This window comes from Rhodococcus sp. EPR-147 (assembly GCF_001647185.1).
GTDB lineage: Bacteria > Actinomycetota > Actinomycetes > Mycobacteriales > Mycobacteriaceae > Rhodococcoides.
The window spans coordinates 1-1096 of the sequence record NZ_LVCU01000237.1 but is presented as its reverse complement, the minus strand read 5'-3'; the positions used below and the strand labels follow the sequence as shown (position 1 = coordinate 1096).

General features: G+C 66.4%; 2 protein-coding genes. Both read left to right on the top strand.

The window, feature by feature from the left end:
- Positions 1-776, top strand: a 776-nt coding sequence (gene cobA / locus A2J02_RS11540) for a uroporphyrinogen-III C-methyltransferase (RefSeq protein WP_068050226.1), incomplete at its 5' end; no start/stop codon positions are given.
- 7 nt (positions 777-783) lie between these two features.
- Positions 784-1096, top strand: a 313-nt coding sequence (locus A2J02_RS11535) for an MFS transporter (protein ID WP_156516195.1), incomplete at its 3' end; no start/stop codon positions are given.

Sequence of the window (1096 nt, the reverse complement as noted above, 5' to 3'; positions counted from 1 at the left end):
TGGTCGCCGACTCGGACCGTGCGCCGTTGACGGGCGTCGCGCTGGTCGGGGGCGGACCCGGCGATCCGGACCTCATCACCGTCCGCGGGCGCAGGCTGCTCGCCTATGCCGATGTCGTGGTGGCCGATCGGCTCGCGCCGCCCGAGCTGCTGGCCGAACTGGGCCCGCACGTGGAGGTCATCGATGCCTCGAAGATTCCGTACGGCCGCGCGATGGCGCAGGAGGCGATCAACCAGGCGCTGATCGACGGGGCGAAGGCAGGCAAGTTCGTCGTCCGACTCAAGGGCGGGGACCCCTACGTGTTCGGTAGGGGATACGAAGAACTCGAAGCGCTCGCTGCCGAGGGAATTCCGGTCACCGTGGTGCCCGGCATCACCAGCGCCATTTCGGTGCCCTCGTCCGCCGGGATCCCGGTGACGCATCGCGCCGTCACCCACGAGTTCGTCGTTGTCAGCGGCCATGTGGCACCCGACCATCCCGATTCGCTCGTCGACTGGGACGCGTTGGCCAAACTCAAGGGCACCATCGTGTTGCTGATGGCCGTCGAACGCATCGGGCTGTTCGCCGACGTTCTCATCGCCGGTGGTCGGCCGTCCGACACCCCGGTGATCGTCGTCCAGGAAGGCACCATGCGCACCCAGCGTGAAGTTCGCGCGTCTCTGAGCACCGTCGCCGATGCGGTTCGCGACGCGGAGATCAGGCCTCCGGCGATCGTGGTCATCGGAACCGTTGCCGGTTTCTCTGTACACGCCGGTAACGTGAACGCCCGTGCCTGAATCATCGATGTCCGATACCTCCAGTACCGAGGTCAAGTACCCGGTGACGACCCGAGCGTTCGGGTTGGCGATCATCGTCCTGAGCGGCCTGCAATTGATGGTGGTGCTCGACGGCACCGTGGCCAATCTGGCACTTGCTCCGTTGCAGGCGGATCTGGGCCTGTCCGATGCCGGACGCAACTGGGTGCTCACGTCGTATGCCCTCGCCTTCGGCGGGCTGATGCTCCTCGGCGGCAGACTCGGTGATGCCTTCGGTCGCAAGAAGATGTTCCTGGCCGGCGTCGTGCTGTTCACCATCGCGTCCCTGCTGTGCGGGCTCG